This window comes from Xenorhabdus santafensis (genome assembly GCF_033949405.1).
In the GTDB taxonomy this organism is placed as follows: domain Bacteria; phylum Pseudomonadota; class Gammaproteobacteria; order Enterobacterales; family Enterobacteriaceae; genus Xenorhabdus; species Xenorhabdus santafensis.
Genome location: NZ_VCDN01000074.1, coordinates 1 through 273, shown reverse-complemented (window position 1 = coordinate 273; position 273 = coordinate 1). Strand labels below are relative to the sequence as shown.

The following is a 273-nucleotide window of genomic DNA, read 5'->3' as shown; positions in this document are numbered from 1 at the left end:
GGTATTCTTGACGGCCACGGATTTGTGGGCGCCCACCTGTTCGGTCTGGCTGAACGCGACGGTGGTGTTCATCGCCGCCCCGACGGTCAGGGCGTAACCAAGGCCGACGGTATCGATGCGGGTGAGATTCACCGTGGACATTTGATGTCCCTTGATATGCAGGGTCTGGTTTTTGTCCACGGTCTCCGTATGATTGGCCAGCACCTTGGTATCCCGGTTATTGAGCACCTTGGTGTTCATGTCTTTCTGCGCATGCAGGGATAACTGCTCACT

The 273-nt window shown here is 56.4% G+C and carries 1 protein-coding gene; it reads right to left on the bottom strand.

Annotated features, from left to right (window positions below; translation table 11 throughout):
* The coding region (locus tag FE392_RS16375; RefSeq protein WP_439153502.1) for a bacteriophage T4 gp5 trimerization domain-containing protein at positions 1–273 on the bottom strand (273 nt) is incomplete at both ends.